14 protein-coding genes are annotated in these 19,943 nt (G+C 66.1%); 6 read left to right on the plus strand and 8 right to left on the minus strand.

Annotated features, from left to right (window positions below; genetic code table 11):
- Nucleotides 1-159: 159 nt before the first annotated feature.
- A complete protein-coding gene (locus ACYQ3G_RS02600) occupies nt 160-1,011 on the minus strand; it encodes a universal stress protein (RefSeq protein WP_459822098.1) in 852 nt (283 codons plus the stop codon).
- Between the two features lie 186 nt (nt 1,012-1,197).
- On the opposite strand from ACYQ3G_RS02600, the gene tsaA reads away from it, so the two are divergent.
- Together tsaA and ACYQ3G_RS02610 are read left to right on the plus strand one after the other, a co-directional pair.
- On the plus strand, nt 1,198-2,172 hold the full coding sequence (tsaA, locus tag ACYQ3G_RS02605) for a tRNA (N6-threonylcarbamoyladenosine(37)-N6)-methyltransferase TrmO (RefSeq protein WP_459822100.1): 975 nt from the start codon (nt 1,198-1,200) through the stop codon (nt 2,170-2,172).
- Between the two features lie 260 nt (nt 2,173-2,432).
- A complete protein-coding gene (locus ACYQ3G_RS02610; protein ID WP_459822102.1) occupies nt 2,433-4,028 on the plus strand; it encodes a DEAD/DEAH box helicase in 1,596 nt (531 codons plus the stop codon).
- Between the two features lie 91 nt (nt 4,029-4,119).
- On the opposite strand, the gene ACYQ3G_RS02615 is transcribed toward ACYQ3G_RS02610, so the two are convergent.
- A complete protein-coding gene (locus ACYQ3G_RS02615; protein WP_028577093.1) occupies nt 4,120-4,314 on the minus strand; it encodes a hypothetical protein in 195 nt (64 codons plus the stop codon).
- A gap of 115 nt (nt 4,315-4,429) precedes the next feature.
- On the minus strand, nt 4,430-4,924 hold the full coding sequence (locus tag ACYQ3G_RS02620; RefSeq protein ID WP_028577094.1) for a rubrerythrin family protein: 495 nt from the start codon (nt 4,922-4,924) through the stop codon (nt 4,430-4,432).
- A gap of 247 nt (nt 4,925-5,171) precedes the next feature.
- Between ACYQ3G_RS02620 and ACYQ3G_RS02625 the strand changes: the two genes are divergently transcribed.
- The 4 genes from ACYQ3G_RS02625 to ACYQ3G_RS02640 all read left to right on the plus strand — a co-directional run bounded on the left by ACYQ3G_RS02625 (nt 5,172) and on the right by ACYQ3G_RS02640 (nt 11,648).
- The gene (locus ACYQ3G_RS02625; RefSeq protein ID WP_028577095.1) at nt 5,172-5,768 is read left to right on the plus strand and encodes a TetR/AcrR family transcriptional regulator; all 597 of its coding nucleotides are present in this window, start codon (nt 5,172-5,174) and stop codon (nt 5,766-5,768) included.
- A 65-nt stretch (nt 5,769-5,833) separates the two neighbouring features.
- The gene (locus ACYQ3G_RS02630) at nt 5,834-6,982 is read left to right on the plus strand and encodes an efflux RND transporter periplasmic adaptor subunit (RefSeq protein WP_459822105.1); all 1,149 of its coding nucleotides are present in this window, start codon (nt 5,834-5,836) and stop codon (nt 6,980-6,982) included.
- 98 nt (nt 6,983-7,080) lie between these two features.
- Nucleotides 7,081-10,239, plus strand: a complete 3,159-nt coding sequence (locus ACYQ3G_RS02635; RefSeq protein WP_459822107.1) for an efflux RND transporter permease subunit — start codon at nt 7,081-7,083, stop codon at nt 10,237-10,239.
- Nucleotides 10,227-11,648: an efflux transporter outer membrane subunit gene (locus tag ACYQ3G_RS02640; RefSeq protein ID WP_459822109.1), complete on the plus strand. Its 1,422-nt coding sequence runs from the start codon at nt 10,227-10,229 to the stop codon at nt 11,646-11,648. The genes ACYQ3G_RS02635 and ACYQ3G_RS02640 overlap by 13 nt, the downstream gene beginning before the upstream one ends.
- Before the next feature lie 77 nt (nt 11,649-11,725).
- On the opposite strand, the gene ACYQ3G_RS02645 is transcribed toward ACYQ3G_RS02640, so the two are convergent.
- From ACYQ3G_RS02645 to dnaE, 5 genes are all read right to left on the minus strand, one after another.
- Nucleotides 11,726-13,117: a glycosyltransferase family 9 protein gene (locus ACYQ3G_RS02645; protein WP_459822111.1), complete on the minus strand. Its 1,392-nt coding sequence runs from the start codon at nt 13,115-13,117 to the stop codon at nt 11,726-11,728.
- A gap of 3 nt (nt 13,118-13,120) precedes the next feature.
- Nucleotides 13,121-14,800, minus strand: coding sequence for a CgeB family protein (locus ACYQ3G_RS02650; RefSeq protein ID WP_459822113.1), 1,680 nt, complete (start codon nt 14,798-14,800; stop codon nt 13,121-13,123).
- A gap of 387 nt (nt 14,801-15,187) precedes the next feature.
- Nucleotides 15,188-15,649, minus strand: a complete 462-nt coding sequence (gene dtd, locus ACYQ3G_RS02655) for a D-aminoacyl-tRNA deacylase (protein ID WP_459822115.1) — start codon at nt 15,647-15,649, stop codon at nt 15,188-15,190.
- The gene (gene queD, locus ACYQ3G_RS02660; protein ID WP_459822117.1) at nt 15,649-16,041 is read right to left on the minus strand and encodes a 6-carboxytetrahydropterin synthase QueD; all 393 of its coding nucleotides are present in this window, start codon (nt 16,039-16,041) and stop codon (nt 15,649-15,651) included. The genes dtd and queD overlap by 1 nt, the downstream gene beginning before the upstream one ends.
- Before the next feature lie 355 nt (nt 16,042-16,396).
- The gene (dnaE, locus tag ACYQ3G_RS02665; RefSeq protein WP_459822119.1) at nt 16,397-19,855 is read right to left on the minus strand and encodes a DNA polymerase III subunit alpha; all 3,459 of its coding nucleotides are present in this window, start codon (nt 19,853-19,855) and stop codon (nt 16,397-16,399) included.
- Between the last annotated feature and the right edge of the window lie 88 nt (nt 19,856-19,943).

The raw sequence follows: 19,943 nt of genomic DNA on the forward strand, positions 1-19,943 counted from the left end.
TGCAGACCTCTTCTGAAAACTTTCCTGTTGAAGACGGAGCCTGTTCAAAATTCGTTCTGGCAAGGCGCTCCCCGATTCCGGAGGGCGAAGTGTAGCCGTCTACATGAGCCCTCAGGAATCGGGGAGCAACGCAGTCCAGAACGGATTTTGGACGGGCTCCTAGGCAGTGACCACCAGCACGGCGCAGTGCGCCCAGCCGCAGACCTCCTTGGTCACGCGGCCCGTGAACATCCTCGGCAGCCGACTGCCGTTGACCCCGCCGATCATGATCATGTCCACCCCGCGCTCCTCGGCGGCCCGGACGATGACGTTCGAGGGGTGCCCGACGTCGGCCACGGCTTCGAACTGCAGGTGCGGCCACTTCTCCCGGCCCCGCGCGCAGACGTCCTCGACCATCTTGCGGGCCGCGCCGAGGCCGCTCTCGCGTCTGGCCACGGCCACGAAGGTCAGACGCTGCAGGGTCACGCAGCACATCCCCAGGCTCAGGGCCTCCTCCACGGCCAGCCGGCTGCTCGGCGAATCCTCCACGGCCACGAGGACATGCGTCCCGGTCAGCAGGGAATCCTTGGGCAACACGAGGACCATGGGGAAACCCAGGCCGATGACCTTGGAGGTCATGCTCCCGACCATGAGGTACAGCCGGCCGGCGCGGCCGTGGCGGCCCATGAGGATGACGTCCGCCCCGCGCATGCGCGCCTGTTCGACGATGGCGTGCTCCGGAACCGACGACCCGACGACCACGGTCTCGCACTCCACCCCGCTGTCCCTGGCCATCCTGCGGACTCCCTCCATGTAGGGCGCGATCTCCTGCTGCCTGCGCGTGACCTTGGAATTGGCAGACTTCAGGGACTCCGTGTCGATCCTGACGACATGCAGCACGACGACCCTGGCCTGGCAGGCCTGCCCGAAAAAGACGGCCTCCTGGACGGCGCCGTCGCTGTAGTTCGAGCCGTCTGTGGCCAGCAGCAGGGTTTTGGCCTCGCCCAGGAGACTGGTGGAGAAGCGGTTCATGCGCGCTCCGGGTTGCGGTTAGGTCTTGTCAAGACGCTACCACCCGCGATGCCCCAATACAAGCGTCGTTCGGAAATGCACGACGCCCTGCGCCGGCCCATCCGGAAATAAGCCAGGTGTTTGACTGGCCGTTACACGGACGGTAGGTTCAGACTGACCAGCGAAAACATCCACCAAGGACCGTACATGAACCCCAGCATCGTCGGCATCGTCCGCTCCCATCTGCGCACCCGCGAGGAATGTCCCAAACACGGGGACACGGCCCTGCCCCCGGTCTGGATCGAGATCATGCCCGAATTCGAACCGGCGGCCACGGACCTCCAGATCGGCGACGCCGTCGTCGTGCTGACCTGGATGCACCAGGGCGACCGCTCCGTGCTGCGCTGCCACCCCCGGGGCAATCGCGACCTGCCCATGCGCGGCATCTTCTCCACCCGCTCCCCGGACCGGCCCACGCCCATCGGCCTGCACAACGTGCACATCACCGGACGCGAAGGCCTGCGCCTGCAGGTCCATCCCCTGGAAGTCATCGACGGCACGCCCGTCATCGACATCAAGCCGGACAACTCCGCGGACCCCGGCCGGGAGGAATTCCCCTCCCTGGTCAACCCGGACACCGGGCGGGCCATCATCGAGGCGGGCCGCGACGGCTGGCTGCGCGGGCTCTTCGCCGGGTTCAACGGCAACATCAGCGTGCGCCAGGGCTCCCGGGTGGTCATCACCGCCACGGGCAGCGCCAAGGGCCACCTTTCGCCCCGGGACTTGGCCGTGGTCGATCTTGAGAGCGGCGACGCGCTGTCGTCGGCACAGGCATCTTCGGAGCTGTCCGTGCACCTGGAAATCTACCGCAACCAGCCGGCGGCCCAGGCCATCGTGCATACCCACCCCCCGAAGCTCATCGCCCTGTCCCTGCGCGGCAAGGGTTCCCTGTTGCAGCTGCCCCTCTACGAAGGGCAGGTCTTCGCCACCAAGCTGACCCGCATCCCGTCCGAGATACCCGGCACGCCGGAACTCGGGGAATCCGCGGGACAGGCCGCCCGCTATTTCCAGGCCGTGTTCATGGACGACCACGGCCTGGTCTGCTGGGGCGGGAGCATGACCCAGGCCCTGGGCCTGTCCGAGGAACTGGAGAGCCTGGCCGCCATCGCCCTGGCCCGCTGAAGGCGGAGCCGGGGCGATGGCCCCGGAAAGGACGCTTTTTTGCTTGCCAACGGAGCGCACGTCGTCTATTTACCCCGAGCATTTCCTCGCGGGGGAGCGTTCCCCCTATCCGCACGACCTTCTTGAGCTTCAGCCTCATCCGGTTCCACACGTTTCTGAAATGCGTTTTCCCCGTCTTGGACAGTCGGTCTCATGGTGCAGGCCCGGTTCCAGAGCCGGGCACTTTTGACCGCGTGGCCTCGGGCCCGCAAGGTATCATCATGACGACTTTTTCCGAATTGGGTCTGTCCGACCTGACCATCCAGGCTCTGTCCCGCAAGGGCTTCGAGGAGCCCACCCCCATCCAGATCAAGACCATCCCGGCCGTGCTGGCCGGCGAAAGCGACATCGTGGCCCAGGCCCAGACGGGCACGGGCAAGACCGCGGCCTTCGGCCTACCGCTGCTGGAACTCCTGGATCAGGACGCCCGCAAGGTGCAGGCCCTGGTCCTGGCCCCGACCCGCGAACTGGCCATTCAGGTGGCAGAGGAGATCAACTCCCTGCGCGGCGGCCGTACCGTCAGCGTGACCCCCATCTACGGCGGGCAGTCCATGGAGATCCAGCTGCGCAACCTCAGGCGCGGCGTGTCCGTGGTCGTCGGCACCCCGGGCCGGGTCCTCGACCACCTGCGCCGCGGCACCCTCGACCTCTCAAGCATCCGCTTCCTCATCCTCGACGAGGCCGACGAGATGCTGAACATGGGCTTTCTGGAGGACGTGACGGAGATCATGGAGCAGACGGCGGCCGAGAAGCGGACCATGCTCTTCTCCGCCACCATGCCCCCGGAAATCCTGCGCGTGGCCAAGAAATACATGGGCGACTACCAGGTCATCCGCGCCGCGTCCGAACAGCTGACCGCCACCCAGACCGACCAGATCTACTTCGAGGTGTCGGCGGCCGACAAGTTCGAGGCCCTGTGCCGCATCATCGACATGGAGGAGGACTTCTACGGGCTGGTCTTCACCCGCACCAAGGTCGACGCCGACGCCGTGTCCCAGCGCCTCATGGAGCGCGGCTACGACGCCGACACCCTGCACGGCGACATGTCCCAGAGCCTGCGCGAGAAGATCCTGGCCAAGTTCAAGAAGCGCCTGGCGCGCATCCTCGTGGCCACGGACGTGGCCGCGCGCGGCATCGACGTGCACGACCTGACCCACGTCATCAATTTCGACCTGCCCCACGACCCCGAGGCCTACGTGCACCGCGTCGGCCGCACGGGCCGCGCCGGCAAGGAAGGCATCGCCATCACCTTCATCACGCCGTCCGAATACCGCCGCCTGCAGTTCATCAGCAAGCAGGCCAAGACGGACATCCGCAAGGCGCGACTGCCCAAGGTCAGCGACGTCATCCAGATGAAGAAGGAGCGTATCCGGGCGGAACTGGCGGCCATCGTGGCAACGGAGCCGGAACTTGAATTTCTGGGCATGGCCCAGGAACTGCTTGAGCAGAGCAAGCCGCGCGAGACCCTGGCCGCCCTGCTGCAGCACATGTTCCAGGAGGAACTCGACGCCTCCAACTACCGCGAGATCGAGGACGCCTTCGTGGTCGACAAGAAAGGCAAGACCCGCCTCTTCGTCACCCAGGGCCGCAAGGACGGTCTGACCCCCAAGCGCCTGCTGACCTTCCTGGACGAGAACTGCCGCATCCCGTCGCGCAAGGTCTGGGACATCCAGATCATGGAGACCTTCGCCTTCGTGTCCCTGCCCTTCCAGGAAGCCGAGAAGGTGCTGTCCATGTTCAACCGCAAGGGCAAGGACGGCGGCTTCGTCTTCACCAAGGCCAAGGGGCGCCCGACCCCGCCGCCCGTCAGGAAATAGCCAGCAAGAAAGGCCGCGCCCCACAGCGCGGCCTTTCTTGTTTTCAGCCCCCCGACCCACCGTCGCAAGGTCGCCCTTACGCCAACCCGCATCACTGCTTCACGCCGTCCTCGAGATCGTACAGAATTCGCTCCTCGCTGCGGGAGTGTTCGTAGTCGACCCACCGGAACTCGGTCTGGTTCATGAGCCAGCGAATGACCTCGGCCTGCGAATGCGGCGTGCCGGGGTAGTCGACCACCTCGGAAAAGCGGTGCCCGAAGATCGTGATTTCCACGGCGATTTTCATGGGTCGCCTCCTCGTATTTTCAGTCAGATATGACCGGCAGCGCCTTCGGCAAGCATGAAAAAGCCGCACCCCCGAAAGGATGCGGCTCAAGCGGTCATGGGCAGGCGAAAGAACGCTAGCCCACGACGTTGTAGGCCTTGGGGGCAGCGCCGCAGATGGGGCACTTGTCGGAGGGCTGGCCTTCATGGATGTGTCCGCAGACGCTGCAGACGTAGTAGTCCACGGCTTCAAGGGCGGCCATCTTCTCGGCGGCCTTGGCGTACAGGTTGGCGTGGCACTCCTCGGCCTGGTTGGCGAAGCCGAAGTAGCGCTCGGCGGCTTTCTCGCCCTCGGCACTCGCGTCGGCGATCATGGCCGGGTACATGGACTTGAACTCGTGGGTCTCGCCGGCCACCGCCTCCTTCAGATTGTCGGCCGTGGAGCCGATGCCCTTCAGCAGGCGCAGATGGGCATGGGCGTGGATGGTCTCGGCCTCGGCGGCGGCGCGGAACAGCTTGGCAACCTGCGGCAGCCCCTCTTCGTCCGCCTTCTTGGCAAACGCCAGGTATTTGCGGTTGGCCTGGGATTCTCCGGCGAAAGCTTCCTTCAGGTTGTCGGTAGTCTTGCTCATCAGGTGTTACTCCTTATGGTTGCGTTGTTTATTATTAGTAAAAATTATCAAGAAGACCTCTAAAGAAATCATTCTGCGCTGGCAAGCAAAAATTTCAGCCCGTTGCCCTTTTCGCAAGCCAGTAGCGCAGGCCATGTCCTGCCATATCCCGCACAGAACGTCCTCCCTTTTCCGGGCTCGGACACATTTTGTGAAGTTTGAAATTTCCTTCTTGACGCCAAAGTGAACGATCGTTAACTAGCCGCCCATGGCAAAACGACTGACCACCACCATCCGCCGCGAACAGATCGCCGAAGCCGCCCTCGCCCTCGTGGCCGATCAGGGCGTCGGCGCCCTGACCGCGCGCAACGTGGCCCGGGCCGTGGGCGTGACCGCTCCGGCCCTGTACAGGCACTTCCCGGGGGGCAAGGCGGACATTCTGTCCAGCGTCCTCGACCTTCTCGACTCCGTGAAAAGCGAAGGCATCCGGATGGCCTTCGAGGAACCGGGCCCGCCCCTGGCCAAACTCCGCCGCTGCTTCGACCTGCATGTCAGCGTCATCGAGCGCTACCGCGCCCTGCCCATCCTCGTCCTCTCCGATTCCATCTGGATCGACGAACCGGACCTGAAGGCCCGCCTGGTGGAGAGCCACCGGCAGCAGCAGGCGCAGATCTCGGACATCGTCCGCGAAGGTCAGGCCGCCGGGGAGATCCGCCGGGACATCGACGCCGACCGCATTTTCGTCCAGTTCCTGGGGCAGTTCCTGACCATCGCCATCCTCTACAGCCGCCGGGGCGACATGATCGACCCCAAGGCCCAGGCCGAGGCCAACTGGCAGATGTTCCTGCAGGCCGTGGCCCCCTGATTGTATTACCGCATCATCACCTGTCACTCATAAATTTCATGCACCAGAACTTCAGGAAGGTACTCATGAAGAAGACACTCATCGCCATCGCCGTCATGGCCGCAGTCGGCCTCGGATATCTCGCCTGGCACAAGCCGTCCCAGGCCAACCAGCCGGCCGCGGCCCAAGCCAAGCCCGCCCCCGAGGTGGCCGTGGTCACCATGCAGGAGACGGACGTGACCCTGACCTCGGAACTGCCGGGACGGACCGCCGTCTACCAGGTGGCCGAAATACGGCCCCAGGTCGGGGGCATCATCAAGCAGCGCGCCTTCACCGAAGGCACGGAAGTCAAGGCCGGCGACCTCCTCTACCAGATCGACCCGTCCACCTACGAGGTGGCCGTGGCCCAAGCCAAGGCCGCCGTGGCCAAGTCCAAGGCCGAGCTCGAACCGGCCAGACTCAAGGCCGCGCGCTACCGCGACCTGATCCGCACCAAGGCAGTGAGCCAGCAGGACCATGACGAGGTCATGGCCGCCCTGGCCCTGGCCGAGGCCAACGTGGCCGCATCCCAGGCCCAACTCGACGCCGCGCGCATCGACCTGGAACGCACGCGGGTCACGGCGCCCATCGGCGGGCGCATCGGCCGCTCCTCCGTCACCGCCGGCGCCCTGGTCACGGCCAACCAGGCCCAGGCCATGGCCGCCGTGCAGCAGCTCGACCCCATCTACGTCGACCTGACCCAGTCCAACGTAGAACTGCTGCGCCTCAAGCGCGCCCTGGCCAGCGGCAGCATGCAGTCCGCCGGCGAGGCGGGCGCCAAGGTCAGTCTCATCCTGGAGGATGGATCGAGCTATCCTCTGCAGGGAACCCTGCAGCTGGCCGAGGCCAGCGTGGACCAGAGCACCGGCTCCGTGACCCTGCGCGCCGTCTTCCCCAACCCCGACCGCGACCTGCTGCCCGGCATGTATGTCCGCGCGGTCATCGAGGAAGGCGTGCTGGCCAAGGCCATGCTCGTTCCGCAGCAGGCAGTGGTCCGCAACGCCCAGGGCCATGCCATGGCCATGGTCGTGGACGCCGGCGAGACCATCGCCGCCCGCCCCCTGGAGCTGGACCGCGCCGTGGGCGGCGACTGGATCGTGCGCCAGGGCCTGGCCTCCGGCGACCGCGTTGTGATCGAAGGACTGCAGAAGGTGCGACCCGGCACGCAGGTCCGCGTCGCCCAGACCGCCAACTGATTCCGTCCCCCAATCAATAAACTCGCTCCCCGTTGCCCCGGCCCAGCCGGGGCGCGAACGGATTCCGCGCGCCCCAGCCGGAAAGAGAAGGAGATATCATGGCTCATTTTTTCATCAACCGGCCGGTCTTCGCCTGGGTTCTGGCCATCGCCACCATGCTGGCCGGCGTCCTGGCCATATCCGGCCTGCCCATCTCGCAGTACCCGCCCATCGCCCCGCCGTCCGTGTCCGTCAGCGCGACCTACCCCGGCGCGTCGGCCAAGACCCTCGAAGACTCGGTGACCCAGGTCATCGAACAGAAGATGAAGGGCATCGACAACCTCGACTACATGTCCTCGACCAGCGAGTCCTCGGGCCAGGCCACCATCACCCTGACCTTCAAGGCCGGCACCAACCCCGACATCGCCCAGGTCCAGGTCCAGAACAAGCTGCAGCTGGCCATGTCGCTCCTGCCGCAAGAGGTCCAGGCCCAGGGCGTGCAGGTCACCAAGGCCGCCAAGAACTTCCTGACCGTGCTCGGCTTCGTGTCCGAGGACGGCTCCATGACCAACGTGCAGTTGGCCGACTACGTGGCCGCCAACATCCTTGACGGCCTGAGCCGCGTGGACGGCGTCGGCGAGGTCACGCTGTTCGGCTCCCAGCACGCCATGCGCATCTGGCTCAACCCCGACCGGCTGCATACCTACAGCCTCACCCCCGCCGACGTGAGCGCCGCCATCAGGGCCCAGAACGCCCAGATCTCGGCCGGACAACTGGGCGGGCTGCCGTCGGTCCAGGATCAGCGCCTCAACTTCACGGTCACGGTCCAGGACCGTTTGCAGACTCCCGAACAGTTCAAGGAGGTCCTGCTGCGGGTCAACCCCGACGGGTCCACCGTGCGTCTGGGCGATGTGGCCAAGGTCGAACTCGGGCCCGAAAACGCCCAGGTCATATCCCGCTTCAACGGCCAGCCCTCGGCGGCCATGGCCATCAAGCTGGCCACCGGGGCCAACGCCCTGACCACGGTCCAGTCCGTATGGGCCTTCATGGACTCGATCACGCCCACCTTCCCGGCGGGCATGAAGGTCGTGGAACCCTTCGACACCACGCCCTTCGTCCGCATCTCCATCGAAGAGGTCGTGCGTACCCTGATCGAGGCCATGGTCCTGGTCTTCCTGGTCATGTTCCTCTTCCTGCAGAACTTCCGGGCGACCCTCATCCCGACCATCGCCGTGCCCGTGGTCCTGCTCGGCACCTTCGGGGTGCTCGCGGCTTTCGGCTACTCCATCAACACCCTGACCATGTTTGCCATGGTCCTGGCCATCGGCCTGCTGGTGGACGACGCCATCGTCGTGGTCGAGAACGTGGAGCGCATCATGCACGAGGACGGCCTGTCGCCAAAGGACGCCACGAAGCTGTCCATGACGCAGATTTCCGGCGCGCTGGTCGGCATCGCCCTGGTCCTGTCGGCCGTGTTCGTGCCCATGGCCTTCTTCGGCGGCTCCACGGGCGTCATCTACCGCCAGTTCTCGATCACCGTGGTTTCGGCCATGGTCCTCTCGGTGCTCGTGGCCCTGGTCCTGACTCCGGCCCTGTGCGCGACCATGCTCAGGCCCGCCAAGGCGGGACACGGCCGCAAAGGCTTCTTCGGCTGGTTCAACCGGTCCTTCGATCGCATGGCATCGGGCTACCAGGGCATCGTCGGCCACATGATCCGGCGCTGGGGCCGTTCGCTCATCATGTTCGCGTTGCTGCTCGGCGGCATGTTCTTCCTCTTCCAGCGGTTGCCCACGGCCTTCCTCCCCGACGAGGACCAGGGCATCCTTTTTGTGCAGGCACAGCTGCCCGTGGGCACCACCCAGGGGAAAACCCTCGAAGTCCTGGAACGCATCGAAAACCATTTCCTGCAGAAAGAGGAGAAAACGGTTCAATCCGTCCTCGGCGTCGCGGGTTTCAGTTTCGGCGGCAGCGGCCAGAACACGGCCATCTGCTTTATCCGCCTCAAGGACTGGAACGCGCGCAAGACCCCGGACCTGAAGGTCAAGGCCGTGGCAGGCCGGGCCATGGCCGCGTTCTCGCAATACCGCGACGCCCAGGTTTTCGCCTTCGCGCCACCGGCGGTGCTCGAACTCGGCAACGCCGCCGGGTTCGACTTTGAACTGCAGGACATGGCCGGCCTTGGCCACGACAAGCTCATGGCGGCGCGCAACCAGCTTCTCGGCATGGCCGCCCAGCACCCGGACCTGGCCATGGTCCGGCCCAACGGCCTTGAGGATACGCCCCAGTACCGCATCGACATCGACTGGGACAAGGCCAGCGCCCTGGGTCTGGCCGTGTCCGACGTGACCGGCGTCATCGCCGCGGCATGGGGCAGCTCCTACGTCAACGACTTTCTGGATAAGGGCCGCGTGAAGAAGGTCATCATGCAGGGCGAGGCGCCCTACCGCATGATGCCCGAGGACATCGGCCGCTGGCATGTACGCGGCAAGTCCGCCCAGATGGTGCCCCTGTCGAACATTGCCACGGCCCACTGGAGCACGGGTTCGCCCCGCCTGGAGCGCTACAACGGCGTCCCGGCCATGCAGATCCTCGGTGCCCCCGCCCCAGGCAAAAGCTCGGGCCAGGCCATGGCCGCCATGGAAGAACTGGCCGGAAAACTGCCCGAAGGCATCGGCTACTCCTGGACGGGCCTGTCCTTCCAGGAACGCCAGGCCGGATCCCAGACCGTGCTGCTCTACAGCCTGTCCATCCTGGTGGTATTCCTCTGCCTGGCCGCCCTGTACGAGAGCTGGAGCCTCCCGGCATCGGTCATCCTGGTCATCCCCCTCGGCGTGGTCGGGGCCCTGGCCGCCGTCAGCCTTCGGGGCCTGAGCAACGATGTCTACTTCCAGGTCGGCCTGCTGACGACCATGGGCCTGGCGGCCAAGAACGCCATCCTCATCGTCGAGTTCGCCAAGAGCCTGGCGGAGTCCGGCATGGACCTCGTGCAGGCCGTCGTCGAGGCGGCCCGCCAGAGACTTCGCCCCATCATCATGACCTCCCTGGCCTTCGGCCTGGGCGTTCTCCCCCTGGCGCTGAACTCCGGCGCCGGATCGGGCGGACAGAACTCCATCGGCACGGGCGTCATCGGCGGCACCATCGCCTCCACCATCCTGGGTTCCCTGCTCGTCCCGGTCTTCTTCGTCATCGTGGCGAAGCTGGGCATCTCCCGCAGGAACCCCAAGAACGCCATGTCGCGCGTCATCATTCCCAGCGGAGGCGAAGCATGCGAAGAATAATCCTGACCCTGACCCTGCTCCTTGCAGCCGGGTGCGCCACCATGGCCCCGGACCGCGAACGACCCGAGGTGAACCTGCCCGCGACGTGGGCGGCCGCCAAGGCCGACGCAGGCACGACGCCGTCCGACATCAACGAAACCGGCTGGCGGGAGGTCTTTGCGGACCCCGCCCTGCAGAAACTCATCGAAACGGCCCTGCGGGAGAACAGAGACCTGCGCCAGGCCGTGCTCGCCCTGGACAAGGCCCGCGCCCAGTACGGAGTTGTCCGGGCCGACAGCCTGCCCAACATCGACGCCTCGGGACGGAACTCCAACACCCGCTCCCCGGGCGACCTACGCGGCGGCATCGAGGGCATCGACCGGCAATGGGCGGCGGGACTCGGCGTCTCCTCCTTCGAACTGGACCTGTTCGGGCGAATCAGAAGCCTGGAAGACAAGGCCCTGGAGGAGTACCTGGCCACTGAAGAAGCGCGCCGCGCCGTGCACATCACCCTGGTCTCCCAGGTGGCCAGGACCTACCTGACCCTGGCCGGCGACCGCGAGGCCCTGGACCTGGCCCGTGAAACCCGGCAGAGCCGCCAGGCCACCCTGGCTCTGACCCTGGCCAGGATCGCAAACGGCATGGCCACGGACCTGGAACGCCATCAGGCCGAGGAGGCCGTGGCCGTGACCCAGTCCGAGGAAGCCCGCCTCACGGCCCAAGTGGCAATGGACGAGAATGCCCTGGCCGTGCTCACGGGGCGCCCCGTGGCCGAACTGGACCTGCCGGCCAGAGCCGTTCGCGACGTGGCCATGGACGCCGCCGTGGCCCCGGGCCTGCCGTCGGAACTGCTGGCCCGTAGGCCGGACATCCTGGAGGCCGAGCATCGCCTCTGGGCCGCCGGCGCCCAGATCGGCGCGGCCCGGGCCGCCTTCTTCCCGCGCATCAGCCTGACGGGCAGCATGGGCTACGCGAGCCTCGAACTCCACGACCTCTTCGACGCCGCGGCCCGGACCTGGACCTTCATCCCGAGCATCTCCCTGCCCATCTTCGACGCCGGCCGGAACAAGGCCAACCTGAAGGTGGCCGAGGCAGACCGGCAGATCAGGGTCGCTGCCTACGAACTGGCCGTGCAGAACGCCTTCCGCGAGGTATCCGACGCCCTGGCCAAGAACGAAGGGTTTGAAGGACAATCCCGGGCTCAGGCCCAGCGCGTGGCCAGCGCGGGGCAGAGCCGCATCCTCGTGGACAAGCGCTACGAAGCCGGTCTGGAGAGCGCCTTCGCCGTGCACGACGCCGAGCGCACCCTCTTCTCGGCCCGCCAGGACCTCCTGGCCGCGCGCCTGGCCAAGCAACTGGCCGTGGTCGAACTCTACGCCGCTCTTGGCGGCGGCTGGGAGGAAGGAGGGGCCGAGACATCGGTCCAGTGAGGAAAGCATTCACCAAAAAATCCAACAAAAAAGGCGACCTGCAGGTCGCCTTTTTTGTTGGGTGAAGTCGTGACGCGTCAGCGTTCCGTCAGAAATCCAACGTACGCCTCGGACAGGGCAAGGACCCGCCGCAGGCTGTCCGGGGAACCGTCCCGGTTGGAGACGTGGGCCGCGCAGTAGCCGCTCAGGGGGCGAAGCGAAGGCGAGACGCGCTGCCACTCCAGAGCCTGCCGCACGGGATCGGCGCAGGCGGCCAGGCTGCGCAGAAAGCGCGCCCCCTGTACGGCCATGACGCGGGCCAGGGCGCCGTGCTCACGGCGCAGGGCATCGGCGGCCAGGCGGCACCCGGCCTCCGTGCCGATGTCGAAGGCGTGCATCCAGAAGGCCCTCCAGTACGCGCCGACGGCCTGACTGGCCCGCGGTCGGATGGAGAGCGGAGAAAGGTGGTACAGCCCATCCCGTCGGCCCGACACGAAGAGTTCAAGGCCGGGCAACCGCATGGCGGCAAGGCGATCCGCTGGTCCGCGCAGGGCCGCATCGAGCAGCCGCGCGACTCGCGCCGGGCGGAAGGGTTCATGGCAGCGCGGGCTGTCGAAGCGACAGCGCCAGCAGCCCACGCAGTCGCGGGAGCTGCGCAGGACAAGGTGGCCCGGCTGGTACGGCCCCGTCTCCCAGGCGTGGACCGGACCCATGGACAGGTTCAGGACCCGCAGACCCGTCCAGGCCGCCAGGTGCATGGGCCCCGTGTCGGGCGTGACCATGGCCGCCAGGCGCTGGCCGAACAGGGCGAACCGGTCCAGCCCCAGGGCGCCGCAGGCGCTGGCCACGGGCCGCCCGGCCAGACGGCGCACCTCGCGGCCGAGTTCCACTTCGGCCGGTCCGCCGAGCAGGACGGGCGTCAGCCCGCGCTTCTCGACCGCCCCCACCAGTTCCGCCCAGAACCGGGCCGAGGGCCGCTTGTCCGGCTCGCTCGCGCCGAGGAAAAGCCCCACTTGGCGCACGTCCGCCGGCATGGCGCGCGGCCTGGGCCAGCTCGTCGCGGCCATGACGCCCGGCGGGATCACGTCCAGGGCGTTCAGATCGGCCCAGTGAAACCGATTGTGACGGTTGTTGTGCGTCAGGGACAGACGGTATTCCTGCCAGGCGCCGTTGACGCGGACGACCCCGTCCCGCGCATACCCGCCGACAAGCGCGTCGGACTGCAGGCGCCCCGCCAGCTCCATGCTCTGGGGCCGGTGGCTCAGGTTCAGGACCAGATGAAACTTCTCGTGCAGCACGGCCTCGGCCTGGCCGTACCCCAGATAGCGCACGCCGGGGCTCAGGCGCGCCAGGGGGCCGGCGAAGGCGGGTTCGGCCATGACCCAGACCGGGTGGCCGGGAAACGCCCGCCCCAGCCACAAAAAAAGCGGGAAGGACAGGATCAGGTCCCCCATGCGCTGCATCTGGATGACGAGGATGGGCCTCTTCACGGCTTACCCGTAAATCTCGCGCATGGTCCGCGCCAGGGATGCCAGGCGCAGGTCGTAGGTGTGCTCGGCCAGGATACGGCTGCGCGCCGCCTCCGTGACCTTCCGCCGCGCGTCGTCGCGGGCCAGGTAGTGGCGCACCAGGTCCGGAATTTCCTCGGGATCGCCGTAGCAGACAATTTCGCGGCCGGGCTCGAAGAGATCCTCCATCTGGCGACGATGGTCCGTGAGCAGGAAGCCGCCGCACACGGGCACGTCGAAGACGCGCTGGTTGACGGCGCCCTTCATCTGCTGGCTCGTGCAGTTGAAGTTGACACGCGTGGCCGGGTAGAACCGGGGCAGATCGTCATAATAGTTGAGTTCGCGGTGATAGGTCCAGCCGCCCTTGGGCAGCAGTTCATGCCAGCCCGGGTCCCCGACCAGCATGGGATTGAAGGGCAACAGGCATTCCACCCGCTGCAGGCGGTAGAGCAGGGTCGCCTGCCAGGTGACCAGGGTCTCGAAGGCCAGCCGCGTGTCCGCGTCGGGCAGGGACCGGAACAGCGCGGCATGGCCGGGCCGCTCAAAGTCGAGAAAATCCCCGACGGACAGGAGGCCGCTCTCCATGAAGGCGCGGCCGAGATCCGCGACGTCGCGCGCGAGCGCGTCCGGTAATGCGTACCGTTCGAGCTTGGCCCGCACCTTGTGCACCATGGAGTTGCCGACGAAGGCCACTTCGCGCACGGGCCTGGTGTCCGGCGCGAAGGCGAAGCGGTGCGGGTCCGTGGCCAGGGGCAGGTAATGCACGCGCCCGAAGCCCTGGGTCTTCAGGGACGCGATGTTGTCCGCGTCCCAGGTGAAGAGCGTGACCCAGTCCGAGGAGAGATTTTCGTAGATGTAGAGAATGAGATGGGGGTTGTCGACGAACCACGAGGCCAGGGGCAGCTCGAGCCGGGCCAGGAGGCCGGTCAGGATTCCCTCCTTGTCCACGCCGAGGTGGTTGATGGTCAGCACGAAGTCGGGGCGGAAGACCAGGATTTCCGCCAGCATGCGCTCCACGAACTCCTGGCTGCCCACCTCCTGGCTGGGCAGCTGCACGAAGCAGGTGGCGTAGCCGAGGCGCGTGCAGGCCGCCTGCAGTTCGCCCATCAGAAAATAGGAGCTCGTCAGCAGGAGCACCCGCAGCTCGGGCGAACGAAACTTGGGGTAGCGCGCCCGACCCCAGAAATCGACCTTGCGGGACAGTTCGAGCCGTTCGGCCAGGACGCGGTACAAATCCGGACGCAACCGGGCGTAGAAGGGGTCGAGGACCGGGGCGAAGGGCAGGCCGCCGTGGCCGAGCTGCCAGCGGGTCAATGCGGCCAGGACGGTTTCTGGGTCGAGCTCGTCGATCCACAGCACCCGGGAGTCGCCCCGCCATTGCTCCCGCACGTCCGTCAGTCCGTAAATCGCGCTCTCGGCGTCAACCACGGCCACGGGGCCCGTGATCCGCGCCAGGATGTCAGTCAGCCCCGCGCCCAGGCCCGAACCGAGCAGCACGGGCAGCGCGCCCTCGCCCGGCACGTCGGCTGCGCGGCGCACCTCGTTCTCGACCCCCCGCCGCCCGCCCAGGTGACGGACGCGGCCGTCAAGAACGATGCGCACGTCCAGGGAGCCGTCCTCGAATCGAAGAGCCTCGGCTGTGTACCCACACGGGGAGGCGGTCATAATGCGCCCATCCAGTCGCAATAGCTCATAAAAATTCCATTCGATCCCATGAAAAGACGCGGCATGTGACTTCCTGTCAAAAAGTGAACGTTCGCCGACATCCTAGCAACATGCCTGCCAAGCGGGAGCCCGTGTCACACGGCATGGCCGTCGGCAACGCACCATGTCATCCCCGCGAAGGCGGGGATCCATGCTTCAAGCCAAAAACGCATGGATCCCCGCCTTCGCGGGGATGACGCCGACCGACACAAAAAGCCGTGCAATTGTTGCCCTGAATTCTCGCCTTCGCGGGGATGACGCTGAACAGAATGGTGGGGAGCATGCGCGGCAGAACGGAATCGAAATCAGAACAATTTCCGGCTTCCCGAGCTTTCCCGGACCGCCACGCTACAGTTCGTCGCTGTCCAGCCAGATGGTCACCGGCCCCCAGTTGACCAGGGACACGTCCATGTCCGCGCCGAACTCGCCCTCGGCCACGTCGGGCCAGCGGCGGCGCAGGTCGGCGGTGAAGGCGTCGTACAGGGACCGGGCGGCTTCGGGCGGGGCCGCCGTGGAAAAGGACGGGCGGCGGCCCTTGCGCACGTCGGCGTAGAGGGTGAACTGGGATACGACGAGGATACCCCCGCCGTGGTCGGCCAGGCTCGCATTGATGGGCCCGCCGGCGTCGGGGAAGAGCCGCAGGCCCAGGAGCTTGTCCACAAACCTGTTCCAGACCGGCCCGCCGGCCATACCGGGCTCGTCGCCCCTGCCAAAGCCGACGAAGACCAGCACGCCCGGGCCGATCTCGCCCGTCACGCGCCCGCCCACAGTCACCCTGGCGCTGCGCACCCGCTGCAGGACCGCGCGCATCAGTCCGTCCCTTCGGAGTAGTAGGCGCGGGAACTGGCCTTCTCCGAAACCATGACCTGCTCCAGGCGCACGGGGTGCGCGGCCAGCAGGTCCTTCATGCGGCGGTAGACGTACTGCGCAAGCAGCTCCGAAGAAGGGTTCTGATCCGCGAAGACGGGCAGCTCGTTCAGGTGCCGGTGGTCCAACTCGTCGGTCACGGTCTTGAGAAGGCGCTTCAATGTCTTGAAATCCATGAGGATGCCGAGCTTCGGATCGAGCCGGTCGCCGACCACGTCCACCTCGACCTCGAAATTGTGGCCGTGCATGTTCTCGCACTTGCCCTCGTAATGCCGCAGCTGGTGCGACGAGCTGAAATCGCCGCTGACCCGCAGCCGCCATTGTCCCTTGCCCATGTTGTTACTCCGAATCCCAACGTGTTACCATTTTTCGCGAATCCCCCGACCAGCGGACGTTGTGTGCGTCACGTCCGAAAAATTTTCCACGGCATGACGGGCAGCCTCAAGCGAGTCGGTGGGGTCCGGGCCGGGGCTGTCGGCTGTCCGACTGAGCCAGGCATCGTTTGCTTGCCGGCCGCCTCCCAAGCCGGACGACGCCTCCTCGCCGAACCGCAAGGCCGGGAGGCATTACGAGGCCCGCGAAGGAGTTCCGGCAGCCCCGGCCCGGACCCCGCCGACTCGCGCCCCCCGCAGAAACACGCGTCCGCGGGCACATGACGCCAACTCTTTTGGTGCAGGAGCGATATCTCCTTCAGACCTGCCGCCACAGTTCGAATTCCCGCCAGAAGTCCGGGCACGGCGCGACCATGAAATCGGGCCCGAACTGCAGACGGCACACATAGTCCTCGCGCACCAAATCGACCTGAACCGGGGCCTGGCCCGGGTAGCGCAGCACGATCTCCCCGAGCCCCGCCCAGTCCGGTTCGCGGCCGTTGGCCCGCACCAGGAGCACCACCGGCTCGGAGCCCGAGCCCACCACGTCCGACAGGAGCTTGAAGGACTCGGCCAGGACCTTGGCCTTCTTGGGCCCTTCCTCGCCCTCCTCGCCGACCGCAGCCTCCCGCTTGGCCACGGTGCCTGTCATGAGCAGAGGCTCCTCCGAGGCCAGAAGGTCGCGGCTGGCCGCGTAGGGCTCGGCGAAGACAATGGCCTCGCCCGAGCCGCCCAGGTCCTCGATGCCGCAGAAGGCCATGCGGTCGCCCTTCTTGGTGGTGATGGTCTTGATGGACGTGACCAGCACCGGCACCTGCACCGGCGTCTTCTCGGGCAGGTCCACGCACTGCGCCAGCGACGTGTACCCGAGCCTGCGGATTTCCTGCCGGAAAGGCTGCAGCGGGTGGCCGATAAGGAAGAAGCCGAAGGCCTCCTTCTCCATGCGGCACTTCTCGTCGTCCCCGTACTCGGGCAGAGCCGCCTCGTCGCCCTCGATGCCCAGGCCAGTCAGGTTGCAGGTGTTCTCCTCCACCATGCCCATGAACGAGAGCTGCCCCGATGTTTTGCGCTTGGCCCGCTTCTGGGCCATGGCCTGGACCTTGTCGAGGCCCTCCAGCAGGGCCCGGCGCGAGCACCCGAAGGCGTCCATGGCGCCCGACTTGATGAGAGACTCGAGCACCTTCTTGTTGACCTTGCGCAGGTTCACGCGCTGGCAGAAATCGAGCAGGCTGGTGAAATTCCCGCCCTTCTCCCGCTCCTCGACGATGGACTCCACAGCCCCCTCGCCCACGCCCTTGATGCCCGACAGGCCGTAGCGGATGGACTCGCCCTCGACGGTGAACTCGTTGAAGCTGCGGTTCACATCGGGGGGAAGGACATCGATGTTCATGTCCCGGCAGGCGCTGACGTGGGCCAGGATCTTGTCGGAGTTGGAAACCTCCGAGGTGATGATGGCGGCCATGAACTCGGCCGGGTAGTGGGCCTTCACGTAGGCCGTCTGGTAGGAGATGACGGCGTAGGCAGCGCTGTGGGACTTGTTGAAGCCGTAGCCCGCGAACTTCTCCATCAGGTCGAAGATGTACTCGGCCGCCTCTTGAGAGATGTTGTTCTCGCGCGCGCCGTCCAGAAAGCGCACCCGCTGCTTGGCCATCTCGGCCGGGTCCTTCTTGCCCATGGCCCGGCGCAGGTTGTCGCCCTCGCCGAGCGAATACTTGGCCAGGTCCGAGGCGATCTTCATGACCTGTTCCTGGTAGAGGATGACGCCGTAGGTGTCTTCCAGGATGGGGTGCACCACGGGGGCCAGCTCCGGGTACTCGTACTCGACCTTGCGCAGGCCGTGCTTGCGGCCGATGAAGTCGTCGACCATGCCGGATTCCAGCGGGCCAGGACGGTACAAGGCCAGAAGCGCGATGATGTCCTCGAAGCAGGAGGGTTTGAGGCCCCGCAGGACACGCCGCATGCCGTCGGATTCCAGCTGGAACACGCCGTCGGTCTCGCCGCGGCAGAGCAGTTCGTAGGTCTGGGGGTCGTCGAGGGGCAGCTTTTCGAGGATCGGTACGGGCTTGCCGTTCTTGCGGATGAGCTTCAGGGCGTCGTCGATGACGGTCAGGGTCTTGAGCCCCAGAAAGTCGAACTTGATGAGGCCGATGAGCTCGACCTTCTTCATGTCCAGCTGGGTCACGATCTCGCCGTTCTTGCCCTTGTGCAGCGGCAGGTACTCGACCATGGGCTTCTGGGAGATGACGATGCCGGCGGCGTGGATGGACGAATGGCGGGCCAGCCCCTCCAGGCGGCGGGCCACGTCGTAGAGCTTGCGGAACTGCGGCTCGCTGTCGATGAGGGCGCGCAGGTCGGGCTCCTCGTCCAGGGCCTTGGCCAGGGTCATCTTCAGGTCGTCGGGGATGAGCTTGGCGATGCGGTCGGCGTCCTTGAGGCTCACGTCCAGGGCCCGGGCCACGTCGCGGATGGCGCCCTTGGCCTTCATGGTCCCGAAGGCCACGATCTGGGCCACGTGATCGGCCCCGTACTTGCGGGTCACGTACTTGATGACCTCGTCGCGCCGGTTGTAGCAGAAGTCCACGTCGATGTCGGGCAGGGACGCACGCTCCACGTTCAGGAAGCGCTCGAAGAAGAGCTTGTAGCGAATGGGGTCCAGGTCCGTGATCTTCAGGGCGTAGGAGACCAGCGACCCGGCGGCCGAACCGCGCCCCGGGCCAACCGGGATGCCCTGGGACTTGGCCCAGTTGATGAAGTCCTGGACGATGAGGAAGTAGGCCGGAAAGCCCTTCCCGATGATGACCTCCAGTTCAAATTCCAGGCGCTCGCGGTAGAAGTCCTCGTCCACCTCGTAGGGCAACGCCGCGATGCGCTCCTGCAGGCCCTCCACCGCCAGGCGGCGGAACTCCTCGTCCAGGCTCGACCCTTCGGGCACGTCGTAGACCGGGAAGAAATGCTGCTTGAGCTTAAGCTCCACCTCGCACATGTCGGCGATGCGGCCGGCGTTCTCGATGGCCTCGGGGCAATGGGCGAAGGCCGCCTCCATCTCCTCGGGGGCCTTGTAGTAGAACTCGTTGGTGTCGAACTTGAGGCGCTGCTTCTCCGAGGCGATCTTGCCCGTGCCCACGCACAGCAGGATGTCGTGGGCCTCGTAGTCGTCCTTGCCCAGGTAGTGGCAGTCGTTGGTGGCCACCAGGGGCAGTCCCGTCTCCTTGGCCAGTTCCATGAGCCGGTCGTTGACGACCTCCTGCTCTTTGAGGCCGTTGGACTGCAACTCCAGGTAGAAGCGGTCCGGAAAGATATCCATGTACTCCCGGGCCACCACGAGCGCCTTGTCGAAGGTGCTGTGGCGCAGGGAGTAGGGCACTTCACCCTGCAGGCAGGCCGAGAGGCAGACGATCCCCTCGCTGTGGGCGCGCAGGAGCTTCTTGTCCACGCGGGGCTTGTAGTAGAAACCCTGCAGAAATCCGGCGGACACGATCTTGACCAGGTTGTGAAAGCCCGTGAGGTTCTGGGCCAGCAGGACCAGATGGAAGCGCTTCTTGTTCTCCCGGTCGGTCATGTCCTCGGCGATGTAGACCTCGCTGCCGATGATGGGCTTGATGCCGTGTTTCTTGGCTTCGAGGTAGAACGGCAGGGAGCCGTAGAGGTTGCCATGGTCGGTGATGGCGGCCGAGGAAAAGCCGAAATCCACGGCCCGAGCGCACAGGTCCTTCAGACGGATGGCGCCGTCCAGGAGGCTGTACTCGGAATGGCAATGCAGGTGGGTGAAACCGCTCATGGTGCTCTCGGGGGAAAACGGGATTGTCGGGAATGGGGATAAAGAAAGTAGAAAAGGTTGAGGGTATCCGCAAGACAAAGAAAAAAGT

The sequence above is a fragment of the Desulfomicrobium salsuginis genome, from assembly GCF_054657795.1.

What these genes read in the sequence shown, in the direction of transcription:
- ACYQ3G_RS02615 (WP_028577093.1), bottom strand. Translation starts at nt 4,314, where the DNA reads ATGAAAATCGCCGTGGAAATCACGATCTTCGGGCACCGCTTTTCCGAG.
- dtd (WP_459822115.1), bottom strand. Translation starts at nt 15,649, where the DNA reads ATGCGCGCGGTCCTGCAGCGGGTGCGCAGCGCCAGGGTGACTGTGGGC.
- ACYQ3G_RS02620 (WP_028577094.1), bottom strand. Translation starts at nt 4,924, where the DNA reads ATGAGCAAGACTACCGACAACCTGAAGGAAGCTTTCGCCGGAGAATCC.
- ACYQ3G_RS02600 (WP_459822098.1), bottom strand. Translation starts at nt 1,011, where the DNA reads ATGAACCGCTTCTCCACCAGTCTCCTGGGCGAGGCCAAAACCCTGCTG.
- dnaE (WP_459822119.1), bottom strand. Translation starts at nt 19,855, where the DNA reads ATGAGCGGTTTCACCCACCTGCATTGCCATTCCGAGTACAGCCTCCTG.
- ACYQ3G_RS02610 (WP_459822102.1), top strand. Translation starts at nt 2,433, where the DNA reads ATGACGACTTTTTCCGAATTGGGTCTGTCCGACCTGACCATCCAGGCT.
- ACYQ3G_RS02625 (WP_028577095.1), top strand. Translation starts at nt 5,172, where the DNA reads ATGGCAAAACGACTGACCACCACCATCCGCCGCGAACAGATCGCCGAA.
- queD (WP_459822117.1), bottom strand. Translation starts at nt 16,041, where the DNA reads ATGGGCAAGGGACAATGGCGGCTGCGGGTCAGCGGCGATTTCAGCTCG.
- ACYQ3G_RS02630 (WP_459822105.1), top strand. Translation starts at nt 5,834, where the DNA reads ATGAAGAAGACACTCATCGCCATCGCCGTCATGGCCGCAGTCGGCCTC.
- ACYQ3G_RS02640 (WP_459822109.1), top strand. Translation starts at nt 10,227, where the DNA reads ATGCGAAGAATAATCCTGACCCTGACCCTGCTCCTTGCAGCCGGGTGC.
- ACYQ3G_RS02635 (WP_459822107.1), top strand. Translation starts at nt 7,081, where the DNA reads ATGGCTCATTTTTTCATCAACCGGCCGGTCTTCGCCTGGGTTCTGGCC.
- tsaA (WP_459822100.1), top strand. Translation starts at nt 1,198, where the DNA reads ATGAACCCCAGCATCGTCGGCATCGTCCGCTCCCATCTGCGCACCCGC.
- ACYQ3G_RS02650 (WP_459822113.1), bottom strand. Translation starts at nt 14,800, where the DNA reads ATGACCGCCTCCCCGTGTGGGTACACAGCCGAGGCTCTTCGATTCGAG.